This is a genomic window from Paraburkholderia sp. UCT31 (genome assembly GCF_014397655.1).
Lineage (GTDB): Bacteria > Pseudomonadota > Gammaproteobacteria > Burkholderiales > Burkholderiaceae > Paraburkholderia > Paraburkholderia tuberum.
Map to the genome: position 1 here is coordinate 27,982 of NZ_VZQP01000032.1, position 25,308 is coordinate 53,289.

Sequence of the window (25,308 nt, forward strand, 5' to 3'; positions counted from 1 at the left end):
AGGGAGAGGTCATGACGGCTCAAACGAAACCCGCGCTGCTCGGCTGCATCGCCGACGACTTCACCGGCGCCACCGATCTCGCCAACATGCTCGTGCGCGGTGGCATGCGCACGGTGCAGACGATCGGCGTGCCCACCTCCAACGCAGCGCTTGGCGCCGACGCGCTCGTCGTCGCGCTGAAGTCGCGCACGATCCCGGCCGCCGACGCGGTCGCGCAATCGCTGGCCGCGCTCGCCTGGCTGCGCGCGCAAGGGTGCCGGCAATTCTTCTTCAAGTACTGTTCGACCTTCGATTCGACCGAGGCGGGCAACCTCGGCCCGGTGACCGATGCGTTGCTGAATGCGCTGTCCACCGAGTTCGTTGAGCGCGCGTCGTTCACGATCGCGTGTCCCGCGTTTCCCGAGAACGGCCGCACGATTTTTCGCGGTCATCTGTTCGTCGGCGATGCGCTGCTCAACGAGTCGGGCATGGAAAACCATCCGCTGACGCCGATGCGCGACGCGAACCTCGTGCGCGTGCTGCGGCGGCAAACGCAATCGAAGGTCGGGCTCGTGCGTTACGACCAGCTCGCGCAAGGCGATGCGGCCGTGCGTGCCGCATTCGCCGCGTTGCGCGCCGACGGCGTGCGCATCGCGATTGCCGATGCGGTGTCCGACGCCGATTTGCACACGCTCGGCGCGGCCTGCGCGGATCTCGCGCTGATCACCGGCGGCTCCGGCGTCGCGCTTGGTTTGCCCGCCAACTTCCGGCGCGCGGGTCTGCTCGGCGAGCAAACCCATGCCGCGCAATTGCCGCGTATAGAAGGTTTGTCGGCGGTGCTCGCGGGCAGTGCGTCGACGGCGACCAACGCGCAGGTCGCCGCCTGGTGCGCGACACGGCCCGCGTTCCGCATCGATCCGCTCGCGGCGGCGCGCGGCGAGGACGTCGTCGGCGAGGCGCTAGCGTTCGCACAACAGCGCTTCGTACACGCGGAACCGGTGCTGGTCTATGCGACCGCATCGCCCGACGAAGTGCAGGCCGTGCAGCGCGAACTCGGCGTCAACGAGGCCGGGCATCTGGTCGAGAAGACGTTGGCGGCGATTGCGCGCGGTCTGCGCGAACGGGGAGTGCGCAAGTTCGTCGTCGCGGGCGGCGAGACTTCGGGCGCCGTCGTGCAGGCGCTCGACGTGCGCATGCTGCGCATCGGCGCGCAGATCGATCCGGGCGTGCCGGCCACGGCGACGACCGAAGCGGAACCGCTCGCACTCGCGCTGAAATCCGGCAATTTCGGTACCACCGACTTCTTCGACAAGGCGCTGCGCCATCTCGACGGAGCCGCGCAATGAGCGACGCACCGGCACTTCACACCTGCGCCGAAGCGCGCGTTCGCGAGGAAATCTGCGCGGTCGGCGCGAGCCTGTATCAACGCGGCTATACGGTCGGCAGCGCCGGCAACATCAGCGCGCGGCTCGACGACGGCTGGCTGATCACCCCGACCGACGCGTGCCTCGGCCGCCTCGATCCCGCCGACATCGCGAAGGTCGATGCAAACGGCCACGCGGTGTCGGGCGGCAAGCCGTCGAAAACGCTGGCGCTGCATCGCGGTATCTATGCGCGCAACGGCGAGGCGCGCGGCATCGTCCATACCCATTCGACGCATCTGGTCGCGTTGACGCTCGCGGGCGTGTGGAGCGAAGCGGATGTGCTGCCGCCGATCACACCGTACTACGTGATGAAAGTGGGCCACGTACCGCTGATTCGCTACGAACGCCCGGGTGATCCCCGAGTGGCCGCGCAGATCGCTGCGCTGGCCGATCGGGTGCGCGCGGTGTTGCTCGAACGTCTGGGGCCGGTAGTGTGGGAGCGCTCGGTCGCGCACGCGTCGTATGCGCTTGAAGAACTCGAGGAGACCGCGCGCCTGTGGCTGATGACGAATCCGCGGCCCGCGCCGCTCGACGCCGCCGCGATCGAAGAACTCCGTGCCGCGTTCGGCGCGCGCTGGTAGCAGGCGCATTGCCGATGAACGCCGCGCACCGTATCGCACTGTCTTGAAGGAGTTGCCGCCATGCCTCGTTTCGCCTCCAATCTGTCGATGATGTACAACGAGCACGCGTTCCTCGATCGTTTCGCCGCCGCCGCGCGCGACGGCTTCAACGCGGTCGAATTCCTGTTTCCCTACGAGTTCCGCCCGGGCGAGCTGAAGGCGCGGCTCGACGCGCATGGCCTCACGCAGGTGCTGTTCAATGCGCCACCCGGCGACTGGAGCGGCGGCGAGCGCGGCCTTGCGTCGTTGCCGGGCCGTGAGGACGAGTTCCGCCACGGCATCGACACGGCACTCGAGTACGCGCGCGTGCTCGGCAATCGCAAGCTGCATGTGATGGCGGGGTTGATCGCCGGCGATCAAGCGGGCGAAACGCAGCGCAAAACACAACGCGACGTGTACCTGAATAACCTCGCCTATGCCGCGCGGGCCGCGCAAGCCGAACAGATCACGGTCGTCATCGAGCCGATCAATACGCGCGACATGCCCGGCTATTTCCTCAATCGACAGGACGACGCGCAAGCGATCTGCGCCGAAGTCGGCGCGCCGAATCTGAAGGTGCAGTTCGATTGCTATCACTGCCAGATCGTCGAGGGCGATCTCGCGATGAAGCTCAAACGCGATATGGCCGGCATCGGTCACATCCAGGTTGCGGGTGTGCCCGAGCGGCACGAGCCCGACATCGGTGAGCTGAACTACCCGTACCTGTTCGATCTGATCGATGCGCTCGGCTACGACGGCTACATCGGCTGCGAATACCGGCCGCGCGCGGGAACCTCGGCGGGGCTTGGCTGGCTGAAGCCTTATCTCGATGCGGGGCGTTGACTCTTTCCGACAACCACTGACGCACACGTAACCATGAAAGTACTGATCACCGGCGGTGCCGGTTTTCTCGGCCAGCGTCTCGCACGCGAGCTGCTCGCGCGCGGCGCACTGAAAGATGCGCACGGCGCGCCGCAAGCGATTACCGGGCTCGTGTTGCTCGACGTCGTGCGCGCACACGATTACGGCGATGCGCGCGTGCGCACCGAAGTCGGCGATATCGCGGAGCGCAGTGTGCTCGAACGCGTGATCGACGATCAAACCTCGGTAATCTTTCATCTCGCTGCGATCGTCAGCGGCCAGGCCGAGGCGGACTTCGATCTCGGCATGCGCATCAATCTCGATGCGTCGCGGCTGCTGCTCGAAATCTGCCGGCAGCGCGGGCACCAACCGCGCGTCGTGTTCACCAGTTCGGTCGCGGTCTACGGTGGCGATCTGCCTGCAGTCGTGCAGGACGACACCGCGCTCAATCCGCAGTCGTCGTACGGCGCGCAGAAGGCGATCGCGGAGCTGCTGCTCAACGATTATTCGCGGCGCGGCTTCGTCGACGGCCGCGTGCTGCGGCTGCCGACCATCAGCGTGCGGCCGGGGCGGCCGAATGCGGCGGCGTCGTCGTTCGCGAGCGGCATCGTCCGCGAGCCGCTCAATGGCGAGGAGGCCGTGTGTCCGGTCGCCGGTTCGACGCGGCTGTGGTTGCTGTCGCCGCGCAAGGCGATCGAGGGTCTTATCGCCGGCCTCGAACTCGATGGCGCCGCGCTTGGCAAGCAACGCGTGCTGAACCTGCCGGGCTTGTCGGTCAGGGTCGACGAGATGATCGCGGCACTGTGCGAGGTCGCGGGCGAGGCGGTCGCGAACCGCATTGTGCGGCAGCCCGACGAGCGCATCGAGAAGATCGTCGGCAGCTGGCCCGGCGCGTGGGATACGTCGCGCGCCGAACGGCTCGGGCTCGCGGCCGAGCGCAGTTTCGCGGACGTGATTCGCGGCTACATCGCCGATGAAGGAATCGAAGTTCGCTGAAGATCACCCCCTCCGCGTATTCCCTGGTGTCGCTTGGCACGGCTGCGACCGTGCTTGACATGCTTTCGCGCCCCCGCCTATTATCGAGGCTGTTTTGTTCGATATATGACCTTGTGTTCGTATATAGAACATGAGGCGGGGCGAAGAAGGGGCGGCAGCCGTATCGGTCGTCAATCCCAAGCCCATCGTTCACGATCCTGCGCTAAGCTGCTTCGACGTGTCGGCGCGTTACGCCGCCGCCATTTTGCAGTTGCCCGTCCGCGGCCGTTGGCCCTCGGGCCGGTGCCTCGGCGCATCGAACCGGCGTCATCGGTGCAAGGCCGGCCGAGGCGCAGCGCACGCAGCATCTCAACTGGAGACATCCCATGACCGAAGCATTCCTGTGCGACGCGATTCGCACCCCCATTGGCCGCTATGCGGGTTCGCTGTCGTCGGTGCGCGCCGACGACCTGGGCGCGGTGCCGCTCAAGGCGCTGATGGAGCGCAACAAGAACGTCGACTGGACCGCAATCGACGACCTCATCTACGGCTGCGCCAACCAGGCCGGTGACGACAACCGCAACGTCGCGCGCATGTCGCTGCTGCTCGCGGGTCTGCCGAAGGACGTGCCGGGCTCGACGGTCAACCGTCTGTGCGGCTCGGGCATGGATGCGGTCGGCATCGCCGCGCGCGCGATCAAGTCGGGCGAGGCCGCGCTGATGATTGCCGGTGGCGTCGAAAGCATGAGCCGCGCGCCGTTTGTGATGCCCAAGGCGACCAGCGCGTTCTCGCGTCAGAACGAGGTCTACGACACGACGATCGGCTGGCGTTTCGTGAATCCGCTGATGAAGAAGCTGTACGGCGTCGACTCGATGCCGGAAACCGGCGAAAACGTCGCGACCGACTACACCATCAGCCGCGCCGACCAGGACGCATTCGCGCTGCGCAGCCAGCAGAAGGCGGCGCGCGCGCAACGCGACGGCACGCTCGCGCAGGAGATCGTCGGCGTGACGATCGCGCAGAAGAAGGGCGATCCGATCACGGTCATGCAGGACGAGCATCCGCGCGAAACGAGCCTCGAAACGCTCGCGAAGCTGAAGGGCGTCGTGCGTCCGGACGGCACGGTTACGGCCGGTAACGCATCGGGCGTGAACGACGGCGCGGCGGCGTTGCTGCTTGCCAATGAAGAGACCGCGAAGCGCTTCGGCCTCACGCCGCGCGCCCGCGTGCTCGGTGTGGCCACCGCCGGCGTCGAGCCGCGCGTGATGGGCATCGGCCCGGCACCCGCCACGCAGAAGCTGCTCGCGCGTCTGGGCATGACGATCGATCAGTTCGACGTGATCGAACTGAACGAGGCATTCGCCTCGCAAGGTATCGCGGTGCTGCGCGCCCTCGGCGTCGCCGACGACGATCCCCGCGTGAACCCGAACGGCGGCGCGATTGCGCTCGGCCACCCGCTCGGCATGAGCGGCGCGCGTCTGGTGACGACCGCGACGTATCAGCTGCAACGCACGCAGGGCCGCTTCGCGCTGTGCACGATGTGTATCGGCGTCGGCCAAGGCATCGCGATCGCGATCGAGCGCGTGTGATGCGTGAGCTGGTTCGGCGCGAGCTTCGGTCCCCGCGCTCGGCGGGTCTCCGCGCAAGCTGAATAGTAAAAAGCAGAAGGGCCGGCGTCGAGACACGCCGGCCCTTTGTTTTTATCGCGCCTTGTTGCGCCGGGCGCAGGCGTTATGACGCCGCTTCGACGGTCAAATGCATGACCTCATGCACCGGCGCGAGCCGCGCGCGGATCGTCTCGGCCGTAACGCCGCCATGCGTGCGCACACTGACGATCGCCGCTCGCGCCTCCGGGCCGATCTGCCAGACGTGCAGGTCGGCGATCTCGGCGTCGCCGTGCGAATCCAGGATTTCGCGGATTTCGCCGGCCACGTGCTCGTCGGTTCTGTCGAGCAGCACGCCGGCCGTGTCGCGCATCAGCGTCCATGCCCAGCGCGCGATGACGATCGATCCGACGATGCCCATCAGCGGGTCCATCCAGACCCACCGGAGATAGCGGCCGGCCAGCATGGCCACGATCGCCAGCACCGAGGTCAGCGCATCGGCGAGCACGTGCACATAGGCCGAGCGCAGGTTGTTGTCGGACCCATGCGCATGGTCGTGATGATGGTGATGATCGTGATGCCCATGGTGCGCATGGCCGCCCGACAACAGCAGCGCGCTGACGATGTTCACGACCAGCCCGATCGCCGCAATCACCGCGGCCTGCCCGAACGCGACACCGGTGGGATGAACGAGCCGGATCGCCGATTCGATGCCGATGCCAAGCGACACCAGCGCGAGAATCAGCGCCGAAGCGAAGCCGGCAAGCTCGCCCACTTTTCCCGTTCCGAAACTGAACGCGCGGTTTGCCGAGTTGCGTCTCGCGAACGCATACGCGAGCGCGGCAATGCCGAGCGCGCCGGCATGCGTCGCCATGTGGAAGCCATCGGCGAGCAGCGCCATCGAGCCGGTCACGTAACCGGCCGCGATTTCGCCGATCATCATGACAACGGTGAGCGCGACGACGAAGCGGGTCCGGCGCGCGTTGTCGTCGTGCGAGCTGCCGAGAAACGAGTGCTCGTGTTTGCGGATCAGATGGTCAGTCATACAAACTTACTTCGAATAGCGGCGGATTGCGCCGATCAATGCATCAACTCCCTTCTTGCGCTGGCTGGCCGTCAGGTCCGGATGCGCGACATGCTCGCGCGCGTGCGCCTCGACGATCTCGTCGAGCAGGCCGTTCATTGCGCCGCGGGTCGCGGCCACAAGGTGCAGGACTTTTTCGCAATCGGCGTCCGACTCCAGTGAACGCTCGATAGCCTGAACCTGGCCCGCGATGCGACGAACGCGTTTCAATAAGCCGTCTTTGTGTATGCTCAGATGTGCCATACATATACCCCCTATAGGTATATAGAATAGCACGGTACCGAGATGGCGTTTCTGATGGCTGTCGGCGGCCATGCCGATGCATACGTCGGCAAATCGTTCGCGTCATACTGTTGGCCGTGGTCGTCCTGTAGACGCGGAGTTCATGACGCCGGGCACGAATGCTGCATAGCACGAAGCGATCGCGCTCGACGCGCATGACCGACCGTCGAGCCGTATTGATCCCTTGCAGGAGGAGAACGCGGATGAAAACAGCGACGATAGCTGCAGCATTGGTCATCGCGGTGGTGGCCGCGGCCCCGCCGGCGCGAGCGCAGGACGACATGGCGAGCACCGCGCAAGCGGTGCTCAGCGCGGCGCAGCCGGTGCATATGACGGCGGAGATCGTCGCCATCGATGCGGACAACCGCTCGCTGACATTGAAGGGCCCGCATGGCGACGTCGCGATCGTGCTCGTCAGCCAGCAGGTCGCCGGTTTCGATCAGATGAAGATCGGCGATCGCGTCGACGTGCTGTACAAGAATGCGTTGCTTACCAAGGTCGAGAAGGCAAGCAGCGCGGGCAAGGGGATTCGCGAGCGGGTCGACCGGCGGAGCTATGCGCCGGCGTCGGGCGGGTACGAGTCGGCGCGGCAGACCGAGGTGCTCGCGACCGTGCTGAAGATCGATCGCAAGCAGCGCCTCGTGACGCTGCGCGGCGCGTATCAGACCCAGACCTTCGAAGCCGCGCCCGACGTCGATTTGAGCGACGTGAAGGTCGGCGACACCGTGCATGCGGCGTTCGTGTCGGCCGCCGCGCTGCAGGTGACGCCGGTCGGGCAGTGAGCGGCTGGGGCCGCAGTCGATTCCGGCGGCCGCATCTGTTTCGCAAACTATGTCGAAATATGTCGCGGCTCCCGCCGAATGCCCGCAAAACCTTGCCTGGCGGGCCCGCGTCGCGGTGAAACAGCGCGACATATGTTCCGTGATGATTTCCGCGGAGTGTCCTTCTATAGTCCGTTCGTCGCCACGCGGCAGTGACGCAAGTGGCCCGAATCCAGCAAGGACATACCGTGAAAAATCGTTCATTCGCAGGTTCCGAGAGGGTCTGCGCCGGCATGGCGCGGGGCGCGCTGCGCAAGGTGGTGTTCGGCGCGGCCGCCGCCGTGCTCGCGCTCGGCAGCGCATCGGCGTTCGCGTGGTCGGGTCACGGCACCGCGTACACGTCGCGCGGCGTCTATAACGGCGCGCACTACGGCTCGTGCGGCGGCGGTAGCTGCTCGCATGCGGGCAGCGTGGCCGGCCCCTATGGCGGCTTCGCAAACAACACTGGCACAGTCACGCGCACGGCGCCCGGCCAGTTCTCGAACTCGGGTACCGCGACGGGCCGCTACGGCAACTCGGTGCAGCACTCGGGCGACACCAGCTGCGCGGGCGGCTCCTGCTCGCATAGCGGCACGCTGACCGGTCCCGACGGCAAAACGGCGACGACGTCCGGCGACGTGACGCGCACCGCGCCGGGCCAGTATTCGTCGTCGGGCTCGATCACCGGGTCGAACGGCAATACGGTCAATCATTCTGCGTCGACGAATTGCGCGGGTTCGACCTGCGCGCGCTCGGGCACGGTGACGGGTCCGGACAACAACAACGTCTATCACTCAGGCACCGCGACGCGGGTCGCGCCCGGCGTCGTGACGACTTCGACGAGCGTGACCGGCACGCAAGGCCACACGGTGACGTCGAGCGGTACGGTGGTAACAGGCGGGGTGGTGGTCGCGGGCGGGACCACGACGGCGACCGGTACGACCGTGGTCGTTGCGCCGAAGCCGGTGGTGGTCGTGGCGCCGCCCCCGCCGGTCGTCGTGCCGCCGCCGGTCGTGTACGTGCCGTTGAAGCCCGTCGTGGTGACGCCTCCGCCGGCCTATGTTCCGCCGCCGGTGGTGGTCGTGGCGCCGCCCCCGCCGTCGGTCGTCTACGTCGCGGCGCGTCCCTTGTATGTCGCGCCGCGGGCTGCGGTCTGGGTGCCGGGCCATTGGGTCGGGCGCGTGTGGGTGCCGGCGCATTGGGCCTGACGATGAGCGCGGCGATGAGAATCAGAACCTGCGTAGAATCGTGGCGCTCACGTCGCGCCGCGCGGTGCGACGCGATGTGCGAAATGGCGGGCTCGTGTCCACCATCTGCTGAGGCGGGGCGTCACTCGCGAGCGCAAAGGGCTGCGCGGGGCGCGCTCCGCAAAACGGTCGCGCTCGCGACGATCGTCGTGGCGACGTTGCTGGCGATCAACGCAGTCATCGACGCCAGCGACGCCAACGACGACCTTCGCGCGAACCCCGACGCCGGCGCGGCGAGCGACTGTTCCGCGCGCTACGCCGCGTTGCTCGATCTGGCCGAACTCGCGCGGCGTGACGGGAAATCGTCCGAGGTGGTCGTGCGTGGCTTGAGCCAGCAGAACGGGGCAATGAGCGAGTGCATACCTGCAGTCCGGGTCATGCCTGCACCGCCATGACATTGAACGCGGCCGCGTCAGATCGCCTTCCAGAAAAATCGCGGCGGGGATCGGATTGAACACGTAGGCGTCGATGGGCATCGAATCCCAGCGATGCGTAGAGGCCGAGCGCCGCTTGCATCGTCGGCAGCGTGTCGAGACGCATGCGGCGATAGCCCGGCACCAGATGCGTGGCAAGCGCAGTGAGCGTAACCGCGCGCAGTTGGGGGTAGCTATCACTGCGGCCATCAGCAGCGGCAGAGGCGCCGAAATGTCTGCGGTTGGCGGCACTGTCGGCGGGGCGCAGCGTGGTGCCATCCATCGCGAACAGCGAGAATCCCTTGAAGAGGTATCGGTCCTGATCCTGCGCAACCCAGTTTCTGGCTGATTCGTGAAACAGCCACGCCAGTGGCGTCACGCTGACGCGCTACCGCGCCTGGGTGATGGCACTCCTGCTGACAAACGACGCATCGGCCACAGGTAACGCAAGGTCCAGTTCATCGACGACCTCGCTGATTGACTGGTGTCGGTACAGCGCGAGCGCGATCACCAGCCATACGACCTGTTGCGCGGGAAGTCGACGCCGACGCACGCGGGCACTGCCACTGGCCTGCACTTCAGACTCGATCCATTCGTACGGCAGATGCTGGCCCAGCCGTCCCCATGCGAGGGGCGGCTGTGATTTGACAAGAAGGCGCAGATCATCAACCAGCATGGCGATGCAAATTAACATCGCCACGCCCCGTTTACAACTACTTTGCGCAGGAAACAAAAACGCCGTTCAGTCGCTTAACTGAACGGCATTAGGGCTCAATGCCGCCATTTTTGTTGGGCCGTAATATCGGAAAAATGCACTGAATGAGATGCCCGGAATCATCAGAATCGCAAATATTTGTCAAAATGGTTTTATCTCAAATTAAAGTCGTTGACCGTGTCGTGTGTTAGATGGTTAATTCTTTGCCTGTGTTCTGGAAAATCAGCAGAGGTCAAATGGGACAGCAGAAACAGGATGAAACCGGCGGAAAGGAAGAGTGCCAGCTTTGCCGTATCACCTATTCAATCTACTCAAATTTCCCGCCAATGCCGTCCGCCATGGCGCTGAACGCCGAAACCGGCGAATGGTTTCCGTTCGATAGGCTGAAGTCGTATTCAAACGGTTACGACATGGCCGAAGCCCTGGGTTACGCATGGGCGTGCGACTGTCGCGGGAAGGCAGCGCCAGCGCTAACGTCGAAGGATCGCATTCACGACGAACAATACACACTCAAAGATAGTGACGGGCACGTTATGCCCGACACGTATTACACGGTTCGTCTGCCGTCCGGTTCGCTCGTCCACGGCGTAACGGATGGTCTGGAGCGTACTAAACGCTACGAAACAAACGGCGCTCAATCCATACATATTTATCTTGGTCACAGAGAGGAGGCGTAATGCCTGACGCACTTGGAACAGCGGTAACGAATACAAATCCGGATTCGAATCTGGTGGTCCAATCCAGACGACTAGTCAAACCCTGGAAGATATCGCAACAAGGGATAACTTTCATTGCAGGCTGGGAAGCTTTCATGCCGCATATATATGACAATGACGGGGCTGGTAAAGGAGGTAATGCAACTGTTGGATATGGGCATCTGGTTCATATGGGGCCAATATCTGGTGCGGCGTCTGAAGCGCCGTTTCGTAATGGCATAACAATTGCGCAGGCGCGAGAATTATTGCTGCTTGATCTTGAATACCCGGAGCGCATTGTAAATAAAAAAATTCACGTTCCACTATATCAGTTCGAGTACGACACACTCGTTTGCTTTGTATATAATCTTCCAAGTGGTAATGCTGGCCTGCTGAATCTTGTTAACTCGGGTCATTATGACCGCGTACCGGCCAAATTTTTAGAGTACACGATGGCCGGTGGTGTACGTCCGCGTGGACTGATCAAGCGACGTCGCTCAGAAGGTAGTCTTTTCAAAGACGGAAATTATGACCACAGCCATTAAAGCCATCGTGGCCGTATTAATTGTATCGGCATCTATTTCCGTGTTTGCGGATACGTCATGTGAAGAAAAGGCAAAAACGCGAAACGATTTTCTTGCCTGCACTAACGCCGACACAGAAAAAATTCTCGCTGACGCAGAGAAGCTGTATCGAGGCATCAGGAAGATCACGACGGGAGATAAACAAATTGCTCTAGACAAGAATTTTGAGGTATGGAATGAAAAAATATCATCGGACTGTACTTTAATCGCTTATTCGTTTAACGAATGGAGTGATCGCTATGCTCCTGATACTGGTTTTCAGGTTGCGGAATGCCGGTTGAAGATCGCGTCGCAGGAAATGGAATTCTATAAGTGGCTGGCTTGTCCTGGAGATATGGAAACATCAAAAATTCCAAAATGTGCTGCGATCAATAAATTACTTCGAAGAAGTCAGTAGAAAGGATTGCGAGAGTGACGCAATGAATTTGTGTCGACCTCTATCCAATAAAAACGGGTTGAACGACCCGTTTCGACGGGGCCATTTAAAGGCAGGTCATGCTGGCAAGCGGCACCACCACGACTGGGCATACGCGACATCGCCGATGAACTCGATGCCGGTGAGCACGAAGCCGTTAGGCCCCATCCAGCTAATTTCAACATCGTGCAGCGGCGGCAGTGGCGGCCAGTCCCCTGTCCGGTCATTTGACGCTTCCGCAGGTCAACACGGCCGGTAAGAAATCCGAACGGACACTCTATCAGCCATTCTCCGTTGACTCTCTGGCCGCCTCCGCGCGCGCGACAACCAGGAGACTTGGCTGATACCAACTGATGGATTGAATCGCTTGACCGGGTATCTGTGGAGGAGGCGCAAGATCAAACTATGTTTCAGTCAGGACTGGTGCATTGCAGAACATCTTGGTCAAAACGTTGCTCAAGATCGCTTCGGCCGAAGCGTTCGACAGATCATTGGGCATCGTCATGTTGAAGTAGAGGATGCCGTCGATCAATGCGATAACGGCGAGCGCGTGGTCGGCGAAAGGGCCCGGCAACTGTATGTTGAGGCGCTCGCATAACTGCTCAATGAAGTACGCGATCATGTCGCGCTTTTGCAGGCATAAGGCATTCACATGTTGTCGGAATTTCGCGTCACGCATGGCATGCAAACGTGCCTCAGCCCAGATGATGTAGTTGTTGTCGTCGCGATAGCACTGCGCGTACAACAAGGTGAGCTGCACTTGCAGGTTTTCGCTGGACGGTGCGGCCTCTCGCAGCTTCTGCAAGTTTTCTTGCATGTTCTGGTGATCGAGACGGAGCAGTTCGACGAATAGATCGCTCTTGCTGCTGAAGTTCGAGTAAAACGCGCCGCGGGTATAGCCGGCCTGGGCTGAGATATCCTCCACGCTAGTCGCAGCAAACCCTCTTTCGGCGATGCTCGACGCTGCTGCGTCGAGCAAGCGCCGCCGGGTTCGCTCGCGGCTTTCTGCTCGCGTCATTCGTTTGTGTGGCATGCGGCAAAGCGCTCATATGGCAAAGAACGATGGCCAAAATCCACGCTTCTGGCAAATCGTTGGGTGCGTAGGGTTGCTATTTGATGGCGACCGCTTCGGATTCGCGAGGTTGCCATCCGCCACCGAGCGCCTTGAAGGCAGCAACGGCTGCGCGTGCGGATTCCGTTTGCGCCTGCACCCGCTCGTCCGAGGCGCGTAGCAGGTTGTCGTCGGCCTGCAAGACTTCGATCAGGCTGACGACGCCTTTTTGATAGGCTGCGAACGAGGCGGCTCGCGCCCGGCCGAGCGAGTTCACTCCCTGGGCGAGCACCGCGGCCTCTTGCTCGCGCTTCACGAGTGCCGAGAATGAGTTCTCGACGTCTTCGGTTGCATGAAGCGCGGCGAGCCGATACGCGGCCAGCATTTCCGCCTGCTGCCCCTTGGCCTGCTCGATCTGCGCATTGATGCGGCCGAAATCGAACAGACGCCAGCGCAGCCCCAGCACGCCAGCGGCCTGATTGGCGCCGGTACTGAACAGGTTGCCGCTGGCCACCGAGGTGGCGCTGCCTAGCAGTCCACTGAGCGACACCTTGGGGTAATACTCGGCGATGGCCACGCCGATGCGCGCGTTCGATGCGGCGAGGCGACGCTCGGCCACGATCAGGTCGGGCCGGCGCCTGAGTAACTCACCCGGCGATCCTGTGTCCGCGATCCGCGGGGCGACCGGGATGTCACCAGCTTCGACCAGTTCGGCTCGATGCGTGCCGGGCTGTGAACCCAGCATTACATCCAGCGCGTTCATCGCTGCATCCAGACCCGCCTCGAGGACCGGGACGGATGCCTGAACCTGGGACAGCGCACCTTCGGCCTGGCTCACCTGAAGGTCGGCCGCCAATCCTTTGCTATACAGGAGGTTGATGGTCGAAAGCAGATCCTGCTGCGTCTGCACCTGCCGCCGGGCAACCTTCAGACGGGCCTGCAATCCACGAATCGTGATGTAAATATCGCCAGTCTGCGCCGCCACTGCCAGGCGCGTGGCCACCGCACCGGCTTCCGAAGCCTGGTATTCGGCAAGTGCGGCTTCCCGCCCGCGACGCAGGCCACCAAACACATCCAGTTCCCAGCTCGCGTTGAAATTAGCCTCGTAATCATTGCCGTAGCGATCGAAACCGGGCGTCGAATTCAGAACTCGCCCCAAGGGGGTTTCAACCGACTGGTAGACTCGCGCCGCCTGGCCGCTGACAGTGCCGGACGGCAGCAGCGCGGCATTCGCCGCGCCAAGTCCCGCGCGCGCCTGCGAGACGCGAGCGGCGGCCTGCGCGAGGTCCAGGTTCTGATCCAGTGCGAGCGTGACGAATCGTGTCAGTTGCGGATCATCGAAACCCGTCCACCACGTGACAAGGTCGGCACTGGCCGCCGCGTGCCGGTGATCCACCGCGGCCTGGCCCTGGAACTGCTCGGGCATGGCTACATTGGGCCGGACATAATCGGGGCCTACAGCGCAGCCAGCCGAGAGACTGGCGGCAATAACCGCGGCAAGGATGGGTTTGGGTAGCATGAGCGTCTTCGCAAGATTCCGGTGGTGACTATAATACCAAATAGTCACTGGTTGTCCATTCCTGTATGCTATACCCATGAAAAAAGCCACCAGTTCCCCCATCCCGACGCGCGGCCCCGCTGACCACGAGGTACGGGATCAGATCGTTGTCGCCGCCACCGAGCACTTCAGCCGGTATGGCTACGAGAAAACGACGGTCTCAGACCTCGCCAAGGCGATCGGGTTTTCCAAGGCCTATATCTACAAGTTCTTCGAGTCCAAGCAGGCCATTGGCGAGATGATTTGCGCGAACTGCCTGCACGAGATCGAAACCGAGGTCAGGTCGGCCGTCGCACAGACCGATCTGCCACCGGAGAAGCTGCGGCGGATGTTCAACGTCTTCACGGAAGCGAGCCTCCGTCTGTTTTTCCAGGACCGCAAACTTTACGAGATTGCCGCATCGGCGGCCACGGAGAACTGGCAGGCGGTGCTTGCGTATGAAGAGCGCGTCCAGAAGTTGCTTCGGGACGTCCTCCAGGAGGGTCGGCAAAGCGGGGACTTCGAGCGCAAAACCCCCCTCGATGAGACTGCGATGGCGATCTATCTGGTGTTGCGCCCCTACCTCAACCCAATGCTCCTGCAGTACAGCTTCGATTACACCAAGGTCGCGCCTGCACAACTGTCCGGTCTCGTGCTCCGCAGTCTGTCGCCTTGATGGAAATCTTGTTTGTGACTATTGACTAAATTGGTCACTAGAACCATAATGAAAGCCCCGATCACTCCGTCAATGGGTCTTTCATGCTCCGGCGTCGCCTTGCTACCTCTACAGTCGTCTGTGCACTGGCACTTGCGCTAGCCGCCTGCGGCGCAAAAGCACCGTCCGATCCGCGCACCGAAGCGCCCCTGGTGCGCACCGCCATCGCTCAGGCGGCGATCCCCGCCTCCCGTTCGTTTACCGGTACCGTCGCCGCGCGTGTGCAGAGCGAGCTGGGATTTCGCGTCTCCGGCAAGGTGCTCGAGCGGCTGGTGGATGCCGGGCAAACCGTCAAACGCGGCCAGCTGCTGATGCGCCTCGACCCCATCGATCTGAGGCTTGCCGCGCAGGCCCGGCAGGACGCGGTCACCGCCGCGCGAGCACGGGCGCAGCAGACCGCGCAGGACGAAGAGCGCTACCGCGACCTGCGCGGCACCGGCGCGATATCGGCATCGGCCTACGACCAGATCAAGGCGGCGGCCGACGCCGCCAAAGCGCAACTCAGCGCGGCCGAGGCTGACGCCGACGTTGCGCGCAATGCGACTGGCTATGCCGAACTGCTGGCGGACGGCGATGGCGTCGTGATGGAAACGCTGGCCGAACCGGGCCAGGTCGTCAGCGCCGGGCAGCCCGTGGTGCGCCTGGCGCACGCCGGGCGCCGCGAGGCTGTCATCCAGCTACCCGAAACCCTACGCCCCGCAATCGGTTCGGCCGCCCAGGCCACGCTGTTCGGCAACGGCGGTGTTAGCGTGCCGGCGACGCTGCGCCAGCTTTCGGATACGGCGGATCCTCGTACCCGGACCTTTGAAGCGCGGTATGTGCTGCAGGGAGAGCTGGCCGACGCCCCACTGGGCGCCACCGTCACGGTCCAGATTCCGGACGCGCGTTCCGCGGTGCAAGGCGGTTTGCAGGTGCCGATCGGCGCGCTGCTTGACGCGGGCAAGGGACCGGGGGTGTGGGTCATCAACGGCGAGCCGGCAAAGGTTGCCTGGCGGCCGGTTACTGTCGAACATCTGGACGACGATAGTGCTCGCGTCGCCGGTGAGATCAAGCAAGGCGACCGGATCGTCGCGCTCGGCGCGCAGCTGCTGCGCGAAGGCGAGCAGGTCCGGGTGACAAGTCAAGCCGTCGCCATGACGGCCGAGGGAGCCCGTCCGTGAGCGAAGGCCGTTTCAACCTGTCGGCGCTCGCCGTGCGCGAGCGCTCCATCACCCTGTTCCTGATCTGCCTGATTTCACTGGCCGGGCTCGTTTCGTTCTTCAAGCTGGGCCGGGCGGAAGACCCCGCGTTCACGGTCAAGGTGATGACCATCATCACCGCCTGGCCGGGAGCCACGGCGCAGGAAATGCACGATCAGGTCGCCGAGAAGATCGAAAAGCGCATGCAGGAGCTGCGCTGGTACGACCGGAGCGAGACCTACACACGGCCTGGGCTGGCCTTCACGACCTTGACCTTGCTCGACAGCACGCCGCCGTCGGAAGTGCAGGAGCAGTTCTACCAGGCCCGGAAAAAAATCAGCGACGAGGCGGGCAATCTTCCATCCGGCGTGATCGGACCGATGGTCAACGACGAATACGCGGATGTTACCTTCGCGCTGTTTGCGTTGAAGGCGAAGGGTGAACCGCAGCGCCTGCTCGTTCGCGATGCCGAGACGCTGCGCCAACGGCTGCTGCACGTGCCGGGCGTGAAGAAGGTCAACATCATCGGCGAGCAGGCGGAGCGGATCTATGTCGAGCTCTCACATGACCGTCTGGCAACGCTGGGCGTGAGCCCCCAGGACGTGTTCGCCGCGCTCAACGGTCAGAACGCCCTGACGCCGGCCGGCTCCGTGGAGACCAAAGGTCCGGAGGTGTTCATTCGCCTGGACGGTGCCTTCGACAACCTGCAGAAGATCCGCGACACGCCGGTCGTAGCGCAGGGCCGCACGCTGAAGCTGTCGGACATTGCCACCGTTACGCGTGGTTATGAAGATCCGGCGACGTTCATGATCCGCAACAACGGCGAACCCGCACTGCTGCTGGGCATCGTCATGCGCGACGGTTGGAACGGGCTCGACCTCGGCAAGGCGCTGGACAGCGAGGTCGGCGCAATCAACGCCGGGCTGCCGCTGGGCATGAGCCTGACCAAAGTCACCGATCAGGCCGTCAACATTCATTCGGCGGTCGACGAGTTCATGCTCAAGTTTTTCGTCGCGCTGCTGGTGGTCATGCTGGTGAGTTTCGTCAGCATGGGCTGGCGCGTGGGCCTCGTCGTTGCCGCGGCCGTACCGCTGACACTCGCGGTGGTGTTCGTGGTGATGGCCGCGACCGGCAAGAACTTCGATCGCATCACGCTCGGATCGCTGATCCTCGCGCTCGGCCTGCTCGTGGACGACGCGATCATCGCGATCGAAATGATGGTGGTAAAGATGGAGGAAGGCTACGGCCGCATCGCCGCCTCCGCCTACGCGTGGAGCCATACGGCCGCGCCGATGCTGGCGGGCACGCTGGTGACCGCCGTCGGCTTCATGCCCAATGGCTTCGCGCGCTCCACGGCCGGCGAATACACCAGCAACATGTTCTGGATCGTCGGCATCGCACTGATCGCATCGTGGGTCGTCGCCGTGGTCTTCACGCCCTACCTGGGTGTGAAGATGCTGCCCGACTTCAAAAAGGTCGAAGGCGGTCACGACGCGATCTACGACACGCCGCGCTACAACCGCTTCCGTCAGCTGCTCACGCGCGTCATCGCGCGCAAATGGCTGGTCGCCGGTTCGGTCGTGGGCCTCTTCGTGCTGGCCATCCTCGGCATGGGCGTGGTCAAAAAACAGTTTTTCCCGATCTCCGACCGTCCCGAAGTGCTGGTCGAGGTGCAGATGCCCTATGGCACGTCGATCTCGCAAACCAGCGCCGCGACGACGAAGGTCGAAGCGTGGCTCGCGAAGCAGAAGGAAGCCAGGATCGTCACCGCATACATCGGGCAAGGCGCGCCACGCTTTTACCTGGCGATGGGGCCGGAACTGCCCGATCCGTCGTTTGCCAAGATCGTGGTGCGCACGGACAGCCAGGATGAGCGCGACGCATTGAAGCAGCGACTGCGTCAGGCAGTCGCCAACGGTCTCGCCTCCGAGGCGCGCGTGCGGGTCACGCAACTCGTGTTCGGTCCTTATTCGCCGTTCCCGGTCGCCTACCGTATCTCTGGCCCGGACCCGGACAAGCTGCGCGGTATTGCGGGAGAAGTTGAGCAGGTGATGGACGCCAGTCCGATGATGCGTACGGTCAACGCTGACTGGGGGACGCGCACGCCCACGCTGCACTTCACGTTGCAGCAGGACCGTCTGCAGGCGGTGGGGTTGACATCCAGCGCCGTGGCGCAACAACTGCAATTCCTGCTAACCGGCGTGCCCGTCACCGCCGTGCGTGAGGATATTCGAACCGTGCAGGTCATCGCGCGTTCGGCCGGCGATGTTCGTCTCGACCCGGCGCGGCTCGGCGACTTCACGCTGGCCGGCGCGAGCGGGCAACGCATTCCGCTGTCGCAGGTGGGCAAGGTCGACGTGCGCATGGAGGAACCAATCATGCGCTGGCGGGACCGCGTGCCGACGATCACGGTACGGGGCGACATCGCCGACAACCTTCAGCCGCCGGACGTATCGACGGCGATCACCAGGCAGCTCCAACCCATCATCGCCAGGCTTCCGACCGGCTACCGTATCGAAGAGGCGGGCTCCATCGAGGAATCGGCTAAAGCGACGAAAGCCATGTTGCCGCTCTTCCCGATCATGCTGGCGGTTACGCTCATCATCATCATCTTCCAGGTGCGCTCGATCTCCGCAATGGTGATGGTGTTCCTGACCAGCCCGCTGGGCTTGATCGGGGTGGTGCCGACGTTGATCCTGTTCAGGCAGCCGTTCGGCATCAATGCGCTGGTCGGTCTCATCGCGCTATCGGGCATCCTGATGCGCAACACGCTGATCCTGATCGGACAGATCCACCAGAACGAGCAGGCGGGGCTGGATCCGTTCCAGGCGGTCGTCGAAGCCACCGTGCAGCGTGCCAGACCGGTGATCCTGACGGCCATGGCGGCGATCCTCGCTTTCATCCCGCTGACCCATTCGGTGTTCTGGGGAACCCTCGCGTACACGCTGATCGGCGGTACGTTCGCCGGGACGATTCTGACCCTGGTCTTCCTGCCGGCGATGTATTCGATCTGGTTCAAGATTCGACCCGAGCGTATCGCCGGCTTGCGCAAAGATCGGCATGAGCAGGTGCAGCCTTCCGAGCAAACGCTGCAGGACGCGCTCGACGCGGACAGTTAAAAAACACCATCAATTCACCTGAAGGGAGCTGTTCATGTCGAATTCCACTGTTGTCGTTGTTACCGGCGTGTCATCGGGTATCGGACGCGCCGCCGCCGAGAAGTTTGCCAGGCGGGGGTGCCGCGTATTTGGCACCGTGCGCAGCATCGCAAAAGCCGCGCCTATCTCGGGAGTCGAGCTTGTCGAGATGGATGTTCGCAACGATGCTTCGGTCCAGGCTGGAATCCAGTCCATCATCGATCGCGCGAGGCGAATCGACGTGCTCGTCAACAATGCAGGCACGAGCATGATTGGCGCGGTCGAGGAAACGTCGACTGCCGAGGCCTCGTCTCTGTTCGATACCAATGTATTCAGCATTCTGCGCGCGACACAGGCTGTACTCCCCCACATGCGGGCACAACGCGGTGGAAGGATCGTCAATGTCAGTTCGGTGCTCGGGTTTCTCCCGGCGCCCTACATGGGACTCTATTCGGCGTCCAAAAAAGCACGCTGTGGAAGGGCTGACCGAAACCCTGGATCATGAGGTGCGCCAGTTCGGCATACGCGCAACGCTGGTCGAACCGACTTTTACCAGGACCAATCTCGACATCAATGCGCCTCAGGCGGGTTCGAAAATCGCCGACTATGACCGCGAGCGTGCCCTTGCAACGAGCGCAGTCGTGAACAGTGTCAAAGGTGCCCCCGAGCCCGAGGGCGTGGCAAACACTATTGTCGAAGCGGCGCTTGGCGCCTGGCGGATGCGTCGCACGCCTGCCGGACAGGCGTCGTTGCTGAGCAAGTTACGCCGCTTTATGCCCGCTGGTCCCGTCGATTCAAGCTTGAGGAATACATTCGGCCTTGGTTGAAGCGCTCGTCCACGCATCACATTGCGGCCAAGGTTCGGCGCAGTGGAAACCGGATCTCGAACGTGGTCCCCACGCCCTCGCGCGACGCAAACTCGATCAGCCCATCGAGCACGCGGCATAGCTCCCTGACGATCGCGAGCCCGAGCCCCGTGCCCGGAATCTCGTCGCAGGCCGCGCGCTCGAACTCATCGAATACGCGCTCCGCGTCGGCGGGCGCAATGCCGACGCCGGTGTCGGAGACGCGAATCGCCCAGTGTTCGGCGCCATGCATCGCGAACCGGATTTCGACTTGCCCCGACTTCGTGTACTTGATCGCGTTGGTCAACAGATTGACCGCGATCTGCTTGAGCTTCAGCCGATTCGACGTGACGACCGGCAGCGCCGCGTCGAACGCGCTGCGCAACGCAAGCCCTTTCGCCTCGATCGACGGTCGCGTCGACGCGACGAGTTCGTCGAAGAGTTCGCGCAAATCGACGTCTTCGAGCACGAGCGGCGCGGAGTCTCCGAGCACGACCGAGTACTCGACCATCTGGTCGACCAGTTGCTTCATGTCGGCAGCCTGACGGTTCGCGAGCGTCAATGCGGTATCGGCTTTCGACGGCGCTCGCTCGATCAGTTGCAGCGCGACCGAAAACGCGTTGAGGAAATTGCGCAGATCGTGCACGACGCTGCGCGTAATCTGCATCCGCGATGCATATAGATCGCCGACCAGCCGTTGCTCGAGCGTCAATTCGTGATTCGCGCGTTCGAGCCGTCCCGTGTATTCGTCGATCTTGCGATCGCGTTCGGCGACCGCTTCCTTGATCGACTCATACCTGACCACGCTGAATGCTTCGGCGATCAGGCGGCGCGCGCGGCTCTCGTGACGGCGCGTGCACGTCCGGTCGCGTTCGACGAACTCTTCGAGCGCTTCGAAGAGCACCTGCTGAAAGAGGTCCAGTTCGCGCACCAGCTCTTCGATCCGGTAGCCCTGCTGCCAACGGACCTTGCCGTGCTTCTTCGCGTCGCGTTCGATCGACGTTTCGACGCGCTCGAGATCTTCTGCATCGAGCCCCCGGCACAGCTCGTCGAGAATATCCGGCAGATGGTCGGCCAGTTGCCGATAAGTGAGCTTGTCCGCTTCGACGAGATCGGCGTCGGCGGAGACGGCATGCATCCATTGCCGCGTCAGGCCGCCCCGTTCCGCGCGGATGAAGTTGGCGAAATTGCGCAGCGGGCTCACGCGTCTGTCGGTCATGATGGATACCGGAATGGAGTTTCTACAACATACAACGCGCGAACGGTTCGAACGCCTCGATTTGCGCGGGCACCGCAAACCTGTTTCGCTGCCGATCGGCCAGGCGACCCGATGCGCGCCGGCAACCCGCGTCATTATCCGCGCAATTGCCGTTCGTGGAACATCTCTTGCGAGACTCTGATCAGACAAGAAGGCAAATTTCGTCCGCAAAACATGATGTATTCGATATTGCTGGTCGACGACGAACCGGAAATTCTAGCCGCATGGCGGTTGATTCTGGAGAGCGAAGGGTATGAGGTGAGTTGCGCGAGCAACGGCGCCGAAGCACTCGCTTGTGTCGTCGCTCACGTTCCCGACCTGATTGTTACGGACTGGATGATGCCGGTTATGGACGGCGCGGAGTTATGCCGCCGTTTGAAATCGATGCCGCTATCCGTCAACGTACCGATTCTGGTCCATACCGCGGTGCAGCCTTCGGACAGCGATGCGCATTACTGCAGCGCATGTCTGCTGAAGCCGATCGGCGCGGATCTCTTTCTGACCACGATCGCGCAGCTCTGCGCGCAACGGTGGTGATATGGCACGCGTCGCCGCGATCACCGTCGTGATGACGTCAACGCCGTGCCACGTCATCGTCCGGGACGCCTGCCGAATCGGCCTTCAGGAAATCGACGAACGCGCGCAGCGGCGCGGGCACATGACGATGGCCCGGATAGTAAAGAAAAGGCCCTGAAAAGCGCTGCCACCACGGTTCGAGAATCGCTTCGAGCGCGCCGCTGTCCAGATGCGGGCGCAGCATGTCTTCGAACAGGTGAATGATGCCGAGGCCCGCGACCGCGCCGCTGACCGCGAGGTCGATCGCGGCGCCGGGCCGCACCAGCAGCGGTCCGGTGGGATTCAATTGCAGCAGTTCGCCGTCGCGCTCGAAGTACCAGGTCGGCATCGCGCCGCTGGCGAATTGCCCGCGCAGGCAGGCATGCGCGAGCAATTCGCCGGGATGTTGCGGACGGCCGTGCGTGTCGAGGTACGCGGGCGACGCGGCGGTCGCGAAGCGCTGCACGCGCGCGCCGATCGGCACCGCGATCATGTCCTGCTCGAGGCGTTCATCGTAGCGAATGCCCGCATCGCACCCGATCGATAGCACATCGACGAAACCATCCTCGACCACCACTTCGACGCGAATATCCGGGTACTGCTTCAGAAAGCGCGCAAGCACGTCGGGCAGCACGATGCGCGCGACGCTCGACGGCACGTTGAGCTTCAATGTGCCGGTCGGCTTGTCGCGAAAGCCGTTCAGCACGTCGAGCGCCGCTTCCATTTCGCCGAACAGCGGCGTCAGCTTCTCGATCAGACGCAGCCCGGCTTCGGTCGGCGCGACGCTGCGCGTGGTGCGGTTCAGGAGCCGCAGCCCGAGTTTCGTTTCGAGGCGCCGCACCGCGACGCTCAGACTCGACGCCGACACGCCGCTCACGCGCGCCGCGTCGCGAAAGCCGCCGGCGCGGGCGACGGAAACGAAGGCGGCCAGATCATTCAGTTCCATGACGATTGATTGTGCAGAATTTTGAACAACCCGTACACGTTAGACCGCTTTATTCAACAACGCAATTGCGGCGATACTGCCGCTCATCACTTCACGAGGAGATCGTCATGCCGAACTTCAGCTCCATCGACACTTTCGCACTAGCCGGCCGCCCGGTGCGGCGCATGGGCTATGGCGCGATGCAGCTGGCCGGCCCCGGCGTGTTCGGGCCGCCGAAAGACCGCGACGCGGCGCTCGCGGTGCTGCGTGAGGCGGTCGCATCGGGCGTCGACCACATCGATACCAGCGATTTTTACGGGCCGCACGTGACCAATCAGTTGATCCGCGAGGCGCTCCACCCGTATCCACGCGATCTGACGATCGTGACGAAGGTGGGCGCGGTGCGCGACGGCGCCGGCGCCTGGCTGCCGGCGCAGGAGCCCGCCGACCTCGAGCGCGCGGTGCATGACAATCTGCGCAACCTCGGGCTCGACGCGCTCGACGTGGTCAACATGCGCGTCATGGGCAACGTGCACGAGCCGAGCGAGGGCTCGATCGAAAAGCAGGTCACGGCGCTTGCCGAGCTGCAGCAGCGCGGGCTCGTGCGTCATGTCGGCCTGAGCAACGTGACGGCTGCGCAGATTGCCGAGGCTCAGCGCATCACGAAGGTCGTGTGCGTGCAGAACCACTACAACCTCGTGCATCGCGACGACGATGCGTTGATCGATGCGCTCGCGGAGCAGGGCATCGCCTACGTGCCGTTTTTCCCGCTGGGTGGCTTCACGCCGATTCAATCGTCCGAGCTGTCGGAGCTTGCGCGCAAGCTCGAGGCAACGCCGATGCAGGTCGCGCTTGCCTGGCTATTGCATCGGGTACCTAACATTCTGCTGATTCCGGGCACGTCTTCGGTGACTCATCTGCGTGAAAACCTGCAGTCGGCGCAGTTGAAGCTCAGCGACGAGGTGCTCGATCAACTGAATGCGATCGGCGCTGAAAAGGGCTGATTACACCGATGCCGCGATGAACTCCCGCAACCATTGATGCGCGGGATCGCGATGCACCCGCTCGTGCCATAGCATCGCCGTCTCGTAGCCCGGCACCTCGACGGGCGGCTCGACCCATCCGCAGCGCGTCCGTGCCGCGCACGAGACGCACACGAGACGCGCGGGCAGCATCCCCACGAGATCCGTGCTCGCGAGCACCGACTGTACGAACAGAAAGTGCGGCACCGACAGCACGACCTTGCGCGCGAGACCCACCTTCGCGAGCGTCTCGTCGGTGACGCCGAAAAAGCCGCCGCCATCGGGCGACACGATCACGTGTTCGAGCTTGCAGAACTGCGCGAGGGTGGGCCGGCGCTTCAGCTTCGGATGACCCGCGCGGCCGACCAGCACGTAGCGCTCGGCAAACAGCACGCGACGGCGCAAGCCTTCGGGCGCGCCTTCGCTCGTATGAAAGCCGATATCGATATCGCCCTGTTCAGCCTGGCGAGCGAGCCGCGGCGGCACCGCCTCGACGATCGCGAGACGCGTGCCGGGCGCCACCGCGCGCAAGCCCGCGAGCATGGGCAGGATGATCGTCGACTCCGCGTAGTCCGTTGCGGCGATGCGCCAGGTTTGCGTCGCCGCGGCGGGATCGAATGGAATGGTTGGCGCGACCGCGCGCTGCAGTGCGTCGAGCGCTTCGCGCAATGGCGGTTTCCTATTTCGTTATCACTGTCGCGGTTTCTGTCAAATGCGATTCGTTGAGGTACTGCCCATAGATTTGCTTTTGTGAGCGATGCCGCGGCTCGTCTTGGAAGTGCAGGCGACGTGTATCAAACGGAAGCTGCTGACGTGCCAGGTCATATGGGCGCATTTGTACCATTGACTCAATTCGTGGTCGTGCTCTCTTGAGAAATTGACGGTTATCAGCGCTTCAGTTTGATCTGTCTAGATTCTCATTGACGAGGAGCGCGCTCGAACCTCACGCTCCGAGGTCCCGTTGAAAATACACTGAACGAACGTTACTGCATGCAGACTTGCCTAACGTCTACAGTCCGACGGTAGACGTTCCTGTTCAGCCAAGGCACGAACGTGTATTTGTCGTACGCGTTGCTGCCCATATAAATCCAATTGCTGAGTATGTTGGACATCACCATCTCCCACTCCTTCCGTCGCTAACGGGCACCGCTCCGGCTTCGCGGCAAAAGCCGCTCCCAGCCACGTTCTCACGCCTTTCGATGCCGCGGCACCGGGCTGCTACTCGATCGACTGCAGTATGTCGTTACCAAAAGGCAAGACCGGGCACTGCATCAATGCCCCATTTCGCTCGAAGGCGGCTCAAAGCTGGTCCTTGCGACCGGTATCCGCGTCGTGGATGTGTGCAGAAGAACGCTTTCGACGCGACACCGCTCTTGTGCCACGACTACCAAAAGTGCGGATATGCCAG

The 25,308-nt window shown here is 63.1% G+C and carries 22 protein-coding genes and 3 pseudogenes; 17 read left to right on the forward strand and 8 right to left on the reverse strand.

All coding sequences use genetic code 11. The features are described from left to right. Positions 1-11 precede the first annotated feature (11 nt). The 5 genes from otnK (at position 12) to pcaF (ending at position 5,427) form a co-directional block, all read left to right on the forward strand. Entirely contained in the window at positions 12-1,325 is a 1,314-nt protein-coding gene (gene otnK, locus F6X40_RS24990; protein ID WP_187629611.1) for a 3-oxo-tetronate kinase, read from the forward strand. Then, entirely contained in the window at positions 1,322-1,984 is a 663-nt protein-coding gene (locus F6X40_RS24995) for an aldolase (RefSeq protein WP_184060667.1), read from the forward strand. Before otnK ends, F6X40_RS24995 begins: the two co-directional genes overlap by 4 nt. Before the next feature lie 60 nt (positions 1,985-2,044). Next, complete coding sequence (gene otnI / locus F6X40_RS25000; protein WP_187629612.1) at positions 2,045-2,845, forward strand: 2-oxo-tetronate isomerase; 801 nt, start codon at positions 2,045-2,047, stop codon at positions 2,843-2,845. Positions 2,846-2,878: 33 nt separating this feature from the next. Beyond that, positions 2,879-3,859 (forward strand): D-erythronate dehydrogenase, encoded by a 981-nt coding sequence (gene denD / locus F6X40_RS25005; RefSeq protein ID WP_187629613.1) that lies wholly within the window; start codon positions 2,879-2,881, stop codon positions 3,857-3,859. A gap of 365 nt (positions 3,860-4,224) precedes the next feature. After that, positions 4,225-5,427 carry a 3-oxoadipyl-CoA thiolase gene (gene pcaF, locus F6X40_RS25010; RefSeq protein WP_187629614.1) on the forward strand — a complete coding sequence of 401 codons (1,203 nt, stop codon included), beginning with the start codon at positions 4,225-4,227 and terminating at the stop codon, positions 5,425-5,427. A 142-nt stretch (positions 5,428-5,569) separates the two neighbouring features. Here the strand turns inward: pcaF and dmeF are convergent, their stop codons facing one another. Next, complete coding sequence (gene dmeF / locus F6X40_RS25015) at positions 5,570-6,487, reverse strand: CDF family Co(II)/Ni(II) efflux transporter DmeF (RefSeq protein WP_187629615.1); 918 nt, start codon at positions 6,485-6,487, stop codon at positions 5,570-5,572. 6 nt (positions 6,488-6,493) lie between these two features. After that, on the reverse strand, positions 6,494-6,769 hold the full coding sequence (locus F6X40_RS25020; protein WP_090809546.1) for a metal/formaldehyde-sensitive transcriptional repressor: 276 nt from the start codon (positions 6,767-6,769) through the stop codon (positions 6,494-6,496). A gap of 242 nt (positions 6,770-7,011) precedes the next feature. Here F6X40_RS25020 and F6X40_RS25025 point away from each other — a divergent pair, with 242 nt between their 5' ends. The 3 genes from F6X40_RS25025 (at position 7,012) to F6X40_RS25035 (ending at position 9,250) form a co-directional block, all read left to right on the forward strand. Continuing rightward, the gene (locus F6X40_RS25025) at positions 7,012-7,590 is read left to right on the forward strand and encodes a hypothetical protein (protein ID WP_187629616.1); all 579 of its coding nucleotides are present in this window, start codon (positions 7,012-7,014) and stop codon (positions 7,588-7,590) included. A gap of 272 nt (positions 7,591-7,862) precedes the next feature. Further along, positions 7,863-8,816 (forward strand): hypothetical protein, encoded by a 954-nt coding sequence (locus F6X40_RS25030; RefSeq protein ID WP_187629656.1) that lies wholly within the window; start codon positions 7,863-7,865, stop codon positions 8,814-8,816. A 188-nt stretch (positions 8,817-9,004) separates the two neighbouring features. After that, positions 9,005-9,250 (forward strand): hypothetical protein, encoded by a 246-nt coding sequence (locus F6X40_RS25035; protein WP_262421538.1) that lies wholly within the window; start codon positions 9,005-9,007, stop codon positions 9,248-9,250. 130 nt (positions 9,251-9,380) lie between these two features. Here F6X40_RS25035 and F6X40_RS25040 read toward each other — a convergent pair. Further along, positions 9,381-9,944 (reverse strand): annotated as a pseudogene (locus tag F6X40_RS25040) (transposase domain-containing protein); the annotation flags it as partial. Positions 9,945-10,219: 275 nt separating this feature from the next. Here F6X40_RS25040 and F6X40_RS25045 point away from each other — a divergent pair. From F6X40_RS25045 to F6X40_RS25055, 3 genes are read left to right on the forward strand one after another with little or no spacing between them, the layout of a single operon-like run. After that, a complete protein-coding gene (locus F6X40_RS25045) occupies positions 10,220-10,660 on the forward strand; it encodes a hypothetical protein (protein WP_187629617.1) in 441 nt (146 codons plus the stop codon). Then, the gene (locus F6X40_RS25050) at positions 10,660-11,223 is read left to right on the forward strand and encodes a lysozyme (RefSeq protein WP_187629618.1); all 564 of its coding nucleotides are present in this window, start codon (positions 10,660-10,662) and stop codon (positions 11,221-11,223) included. The genes F6X40_RS25045 and F6X40_RS25050 overlap by 1 nt, the downstream gene beginning before the upstream one ends. After that, entirely contained in the window at positions 11,207-11,659 is a 453-nt protein-coding gene (locus F6X40_RS25055) for a hypothetical protein (RefSeq protein ID WP_184073327.1), read from the forward strand. Before F6X40_RS25050 ends, F6X40_RS25055 begins: the two co-directional genes overlap by 17 nt. Positions 11,660-12,080: 421 nt before the next feature. On the opposite strand, the gene F6X40_RS25060 is transcribed toward F6X40_RS25055, so the two are convergent. Then, positions 12,081-12,695, reverse strand: a complete 615-nt coding sequence (locus F6X40_RS25060; RefSeq protein WP_187629619.1) for a TetR/AcrR family transcriptional regulator — start codon at positions 12,693-12,695, stop codon at positions 12,081-12,083. A 91-nt stretch (positions 12,696-12,786) separates the two neighbouring features. After that, positions 12,787-14,247: an efflux transporter outer membrane subunit gene (locus tag F6X40_RS25065; protein WP_187629620.1), complete on the reverse strand. Its 1,461-nt coding sequence runs from the start codon at positions 14,245-14,247 to the stop codon at positions 12,787-12,789. Between the two features lie 76 nt (positions 14,248-14,323). Between F6X40_RS25065 and F6X40_RS25070 the strand changes: the two genes are divergently transcribed. From F6X40_RS25070 to F6X40_RS25085, 4 genes and pseudogenes are all read left to right on the forward strand, one after another. After that, a complete protein-coding gene (locus tag F6X40_RS25070) occupies positions 14,324-14,941 on the forward strand; it encodes a TetR/AcrR family transcriptional regulator (protein ID WP_187629621.1) in 618 nt (205 codons plus the stop codon). 83 nt (positions 14,942-15,024) lie between these two features. Beyond that, positions 15,025-16,140: an efflux RND transporter periplasmic adaptor subunit gene (locus F6X40_RS25075; protein ID WP_187629622.1), complete on the forward strand. Its 1,116-nt coding sequence runs from the start codon at positions 15,025-15,027 to the stop codon at positions 16,138-16,140. Next, positions 16,137-19,277: an efflux RND transporter permease subunit gene (locus F6X40_RS25080; RefSeq protein WP_187629623.1), complete on the forward strand. Its 3,141-nt coding sequence runs from the start codon at positions 16,137-16,139 to the stop codon at positions 19,275-19,277. The genes F6X40_RS25075 and F6X40_RS25080 overlap by 4 nt, the downstream gene beginning before the upstream one ends. Positions 19,278-19,311: 34 nt before the next feature. Beyond that, a pseudogene (locus F6X40_RS25085) lies at positions 19,312-20,122 on the forward strand (oxidoreductase). A 16-nt stretch (positions 20,123-20,138) separates the two neighbouring features. Here the strand turns inward: F6X40_RS25085 and F6X40_RS25090 are convergent. After that, a complete protein-coding gene (locus F6X40_RS25090; protein ID WP_187629624.1) occupies positions 20,139-21,359 on the reverse strand; it encodes a sensor histidine kinase in 1,221 nt (406 codons plus the stop codon). 111 nt (positions 21,360-21,470) lie between these two features. Here F6X40_RS25090 and F6X40_RS25095 point away from each other — a divergent pair, with 111 nt between their 5' ends. After that, positions 21,471-21,935, forward strand: coding sequence for a PleD family two-component system response regulator (locus F6X40_RS25095; RefSeq protein WP_262421539.1), 465 nt, complete (start codon positions 21,471-21,473; stop codon positions 21,933-21,935). Between the two features lie 37 nt (positions 21,936-21,972). On the opposite strand, the gene F6X40_RS25100 is transcribed toward F6X40_RS25095, so the two are convergent. Beyond that, entirely contained in the window at positions 21,973-22,899 is a 927-nt protein-coding gene (locus tag F6X40_RS25100; RefSeq protein WP_187629625.1) for a LysR family transcriptional regulator, read from the reverse strand. A gap of 107 nt (positions 22,900-23,006) precedes the next feature. Between F6X40_RS25100 and F6X40_RS25105 the strand changes: the two genes are divergently transcribed. Further along, on the forward strand, positions 23,007-23,882 hold the full coding sequence (locus F6X40_RS25105) for an aldo/keto reductase family oxidoreductase (protein WP_187629626.1): 876 nt from the start codon (positions 23,007-23,009) through the stop codon (positions 23,880-23,882). Here F6X40_RS25105 and F6X40_RS25110 read toward each other — a convergent pair. Continuing rightward, positions 23,883-24,578: pseudogene (locus F6X40_RS25110) on the reverse strand (LysR substrate-binding domain-containing protein); the annotation flags it as partial. Positions 24,579-25,308 lie beyond the last annotated feature (730 nt).